Raw genomic sequence first — 5052 nt, 5'->3', positions numbered from 1 at the left:
CATCGCCAGGCTTTAAATTTTTAGAGTCGTTTTTAAACGGTTCTAGAACTGCTGATATAGCTCAGCCCGGTAGAGCGCACCCTTGGTAAGGGTGAGGTCCCCAGTTCGAGTCTGGGTATCAGCACCACTATTTAGTTGATTCGATTTATCGAGTTAACAACAGAATTTGCTTGGCGACCATAGCATTGTGGACCCACCTGATTCCATGCCGAACTCAGAAGTGAAACACAATAGCGCCGATGGTAGTGTGGGGCTTCCCCATGTGAGAGTAGGACATCGCCAGGCTTTAAATTGCATTATGCTGAATAGACACTGCGGAGTGGTAGTTCAGTTGGTTAGAATACCGGCCTGTCACGCCGGGGGTCGCGGGTTCGAGTCCCGTCCACTCCGCCACTTATTAGAAAGCCTAGTCTTATGACTAGGCTTTCGTCGTTTCTGGATACGATAATTTTGTCTTCGAGCAACGAGTCCCGGTCGCCTGCGACCCCAAGCACTCCACCATTTATAAGAAGTCTCGCTAGAAATCGCGGGGCTTTTTGCATCTAAATTATAGTGTTCGCCCTTCCATTGAATGACTTTTACACAAGGTTTGCGCGTAACCCATGACGCCTAGTTAACGTGTCCCATTATTCTGTTATTTATTAGAAAGTCTAACTCTACGATTAGAGTCTTTTTATTTGTATTTTCTACACCAGTTGTTATTTGAAACGAGCATGTGTTTCACAAACGCATATAGCTTTAAGCTTAGCACTCAAATACTCGAGCTATGCGACGTTGTAAGTCAGGTTAATGAGACTGTTCTGACTCAGCTGTATCCATTCAATATCGAAGTTATATAAGGCTTACAACTCATCCTATGTGCCCTGCGTTCGCAGATGTTTGCTTTATCAAGCGAGTGCACTTTAGTATTAGTTAACAGCCCTTCGTCTACGATACCTGACTTCTGTTTTTCTCTGTGAATCTAGAGGGTACTTCTGATGTGTAATTAGGAATCGATCATGGATGTTTCTGCTAAGAGCGCTATAGCCCTTAATGAGGTGACTTCATCCTCTTGTTATTCATTAAGCTTAAACCACTCTTAATTGTATTGAGCACCCTGTTTGAAAAGTATCTCAAAGGGGAATTGGACTATATTTCAGGTTGAAGGAGAAAGTCGCTAGATTAAGGGCCCAAATTGGTGCCGGTGGGATACATATGCTAAGAAATAGAGAATTTCTCGTATTCGTGCAGTGATATTTATTATCCAATCAGATCGAGACTCTCTGGCTCTAGGTTCAGGTATCTTAGGAGATGTTTACCGGTCTCTTTTCTACTCTGATGTGTTTGTTGACTCGATATGAATTAGTTATGTTGACCACTTTACTCTGAACATATTGATTTCTTGCTGGTTAATTCAAGCTATGTTTTGGCTATTGCGACTAATATTAAGCTAGAAGGGCGTTATCGTTCACTTGGTAAGAATAGACTCAAAAAAAGATCATCGGGTGATATTTTAGTGATTATTTTAACAAATAGATAAAGCCTTAAAAGCTAATGGGGCGAACTATGAAATTAAGCTTTAACTTTGAAGATGCCAGTCAGATCTTTGTAGGATCTTTTGCTTTGGCTGTACCGATTTCTTTTTCCGAAGAAGCCTGGAAGTTAGGGGAGACTTTGCCTACTGCTAATCTGTTGCTGCTATTTTTATTATCAGCTGTGTTCTTAGGCTTTTATACTTATGAAAGTGTCTTTCAAAAAAATGTTGTTGCGCGCATGCCGGTGTTTATTTTCAGAATTGTTATTGCTTATGCTATGACGGCGTTGGTAGTTGCTTTGGTCCTGACATGTTTGGATAAGTTGCCTCTATTAAGCGATCCAATAGTCTCGTTTAAACGTGTCATTGTTATATCAATGCCCGCGTCTATGGGGGCTATTATAGTGGATAGTTTCGATAAAGAGTGAAACTGTATATCACCCAGGTTAAGTCATCAACAGAGCCATTCTGGCGCTTAGTTGGTTCACTCTTAGATAACACAAGTAGCAAGCTCGCTAGAAAGGTTTCGACATGTCGTTGGGCGATTAAAGCTAAATCAAAAGAGTAAAGCCTAATTGTTTTACAAGAAAATTAAGACTGAGAGTTTCTGTACTGAATGAGCGATTAGAAAGGTGAGGGGGATGGAGGTACGCTAGGATCTTTAGATGCAAAAAAGCCGCATCAATGATGCGGCTTTCTTTAATTGGCTCCCCTTGCAAGACTTGAACTTGCGACATACGGATTAACAGTCCGCCGTTCTACCAACTGAACTAAAGGGGAATTGATTGTTTTATCTCTAATCAAGAGAATGGTGCCGACTACCGGAATCGAACTGGTGACCTACTGATTACAAGTCAGTTGCTCTACCTACTGAGCTAAGTCGGCATCATGTATCAAGAAGCTTACGCTTAATGATTAACTTGGCTCCCCTTGCAAGACTTGAACTTGCGACATACGGATTAACAGTCCGCCGTTCTACCAACTGAACTAAAGGGGAATTATTCTTAAAGCTTTAAAGAAATGGTGCCGACTACCGGAGTCGAACTGGTGACCTACTGATTACAAGTCAGTTGCTCTACCTACTGAGCTAAGTCGGCACATGATATTTCTTTGTGCTTTACTGTTGTTGTCAAGGACACCAACAAATAAATTGTGGTGCCCGGAGGCGGAATCGAACCACCGACACGAGGATTTTCAATCCTCTGCTCTACCGACTGAGCTATCCGGGCGACGAGGTGTATTAAACGTGTTTTCGCGTTCTGGGTCAACATTAAATTGCAAAAAAAGTATTGTTTGATGTTTTTCTATACTTAGTGGGTTGTTTTTGTTCGTTTGGGTAGAAAAACCTAGGTCTAGCATGCCTTAAAAGATGGCAAAACTACGGTTAACTGCTTTGAATGAGCGCTGAAATAAAAAAAGCACGTATGAAAACGTGCTTTTATATTAAAGGTTTTTCTCGAGAGTTTAGTGTTTTACTTCAAACCTATTTACCCAAGTCTCTAATTCGTTAGAAAGGGAAGCTAAAGTTTGAGTACTGTTATGGCTTTCCGTTACGACATCGCTCAGTTGGTTGCCACTTTCTTCAATCATATTGATACGCTTCGATATATCATCGCTTACCTGAGTCTGCTCAGCGGCTGCTGTTGCGATTTGATGGCTCATTGATGATATAGACTCTAATGCAATCACAATCTGTTGTAGCGCTTCAGAGGCATTCTGAGACTCTGCTACAGTACTTTCACTCGTTGCCGCACACACATTCATTGTTTGAATGGCGTTACGGGAACCTTCTTGAAGATTATTGATCATTAACTGAATCTCTTTGGTGCTCGATTGCGTTCGACCAGCAAGATTTCGTACCTCATCCGCCACTACTGCAAATCCACGACCTTGTTCACCCGCTCGCGCAGCCTCAATAGCAGCGTTAAGTGCTAATAGGTTAGTTTGTTCTGCAATATCACCTATAACGTCCAATACCTTAACAATATTGTTTACGTCGTTATCTAGGTTAGCGACAGCTTCACTGGCTGTACCTAATTGTCCTGCTAGGCCTTGAATGTTATCTACTGTGTTGTGGATTAGGAGCTGAGTATGTTGGCTTTGTTTGTCTGCCTCGTCGGTGTTACGAGCTGTATCGCCAGCTGAATCGGCAACATTATTTGCTGAAGACGCCATCTCAGTCATTGCTGTTGCGATCATTTCAGTTGATTGTTGCTGAGTTTCAGTAAGTTGAGCGATAGAACCTGCACGATCTTCCACGCGCTGTAATTCGCCTCTTAACGCTAGCATTGAAGAGTTAAGGTTTGATACTAACTCTGCCAGTGATTGACTCATTTGTTGTACAGCGTGATAGATACTGCCTTGCTCAGCTTGAGTCTCAAACGATGTTTGAATTTTTCCTTCTGCGACAGCTTGTACTGCTTCTCTTACGTCTTTGGGTTCACCGCCAAGTAGCGATAGCATACGTTTAATTGAGATAATCAAGCTTGAAAGAATGACACCAGCAATAGCCAAACATAAAATCAGTTGCCATTGTGCTGTTGACCAAAACCTTGCGTTGACTTCATTGAAGCCGATACCTGTACCTACAACCCAACCCCAATGAGGTGTTTTTTCTGCGATGGACAGTTTTTCCTCAATGCTTCCGTCGGGGAGTTTTTGTGTCCAGGTGTACTCGACTATTTGTCCTGTTCTATTGCCAAGTGCTCGCTGAATAAGTTGGCCAACGCTATTTCCATCGCCATCTTTAAAATCATTAAAGCTGGTTCCGTGTAGTTGCGGATCTAAAGGTGTTGCGACAAAAGTCATATCTTCATCAGCAACATATACATATTCATTGTCTTTATAGATATTGTTGCGCAGTAGGCGAGTGGCAAGCTGTTTGGCTTGTTGTTCTTCTAGAGTGCCATCAATAGCCATTTTTTCGACTTCAGTAAGAATGCTGTATGCACTTTTAAATAGCTCCGTCACACGAGCTTTGTTGTCTATGTTGCTAGCAACTCTTAAGGTCCATAAACCTGTAGCCGTAAGTGCGAGCAAGGCAATCAAAATGATGCCTGATAATAAATAAGCTTGCGTTTTTAATTTCATATTTCCCCGTGCAGCGATCTAATAATAAGTATGGTGTATCATTCACGAATCTTAAGCTAAGTCGTGTAGTGCAGGTATCAGAAAGGTATCAAAACATGATGAAGATTAAATTTACGAAGAAAAAAAAGTCCCCAAAAGAACATTTTTCGCTGTCAAATGAATAAACAGAGGTAAGAGCAATTACTCTATTGAGGGTGGCGAATGTAGTCTATTTACTCGAAGATCAAGATTTAATGTTGAACTGATGTGTTATTGAATTGCGTTACTTTTATTCAAACGAAAAAAAGCCAAGTCTCTCGACTTGGCTTTCTTGAATGTGGCTCCCCTTGCAAGACTTGAACTTGCGACATACGGATTAACAGTCCGCCGTTCTACCAACTGAACTAAAGGGGAATTACTTGTCTCAACATCAGGTCTATAGAGACCATCATTTGTTAAGTACCAAATAA

2 protein-coding genes, 8 tRNA genes and 1 rRNA gene are annotated in these 5052 nt (G+C 41.5%); 4 read left to right on the top strand and 7 right to left on the bottom strand.

The features are described from left to right. Positions 1 to 50 precede the first annotated feature (50 nt). The 4 genes from AB4513_RS24380 (at position 51) to AB4513_RS24365 (ending at position 1941) form a co-directional block, all read left to right on the top strand. Positions 51 to 127: transfer RNA gene (locus tag AB4513_RS24380), tRNA-Thr, on the top strand. 42 nt (positions 128 to 169) lie between these two features. Continuing rightward, positions 170 to 285: ribosomal RNA gene (rrf, locus tag AB4513_RS24375) — 5S ribosomal RNA — on the top strand. A gap of 31 nt (positions 286 to 316) precedes the next feature. Continuing rightward, positions 317 to 393: transfer RNA gene (locus tag AB4513_RS24370), tRNA-Asp, on the top strand. Positions 394 to 1545: 1152 nt separating this feature from the next. After that, positions 1546 to 1941 (top strand): DUF2391 family protein, encoded by a 396-nt coding sequence (locus AB4513_RS24365; RefSeq protein WP_009847710.1) that lies wholly within the window; start codon positions 1546 to 1548, stop codon positions 1939 to 1941. A 276-nt stretch (positions 1942 to 2217) separates the two neighbouring features. Here AB4513_RS24365 and AB4513_RS24360 read toward each other — a convergent pair. The 7 genes from AB4513_RS24360 to AB4513_RS24330 form a co-directional block, all read right to left on the bottom strand. After that, positions 2218 to 2293, bottom strand: a tRNA-Asn gene (locus AB4513_RS24360). A gap of 29 nt (positions 2294 to 2322) precedes the next feature. Continuing rightward, positions 2323 to 2398 (bottom strand) — tRNA-Thr (locus tag AB4513_RS24355). Between the two features lie 36 nt (positions 2399 to 2434). Next, a tRNA-Asn gene (locus tag AB4513_RS24350) sits at positions 2435 to 2510 on the bottom strand. Positions 2511 to 2534: 24 nt separating this feature from the next. Then, positions 2535 to 2610 (bottom strand) — tRNA-Thr (locus AB4513_RS24345). A gap of 56 nt (positions 2611 to 2666) precedes the next feature. Continuing rightward, positions 2667 to 2742, bottom strand: a tRNA-Phe gene (locus tag AB4513_RS24340). A gap of 235 nt (positions 2743 to 2977) precedes the next feature. Beyond that, complete coding sequence (locus AB4513_RS24335) at positions 2978 to 4603, bottom strand: methyl-accepting chemotaxis protein (protein ID WP_017101452.1); 1626 nt, start codon at positions 4601 to 4603, stop codon at positions 2978 to 2980. Between the two features lie 317 nt (positions 4604 to 4920). Then, positions 4921 to 4996: transfer RNA gene (locus AB4513_RS24330), tRNA-Asn, on the bottom strand. Positions 4997 to 5052: the final 56 nt, after the last annotated feature.

The organism is Vibrio sp. 10N.222.54.E6 (assembly GCF_041473955.1).
GTDB lineage: Bacteria > Pseudomonadota > Gammaproteobacteria > Enterobacterales > Vibrionaceae > Vibrio > Vibrio tasmaniensis_A.
The sequence above is the reverse complement of the archived record's forward strand: the minus strand, read 5'-3'. Positions and strand labels throughout refer to the sequence as shown.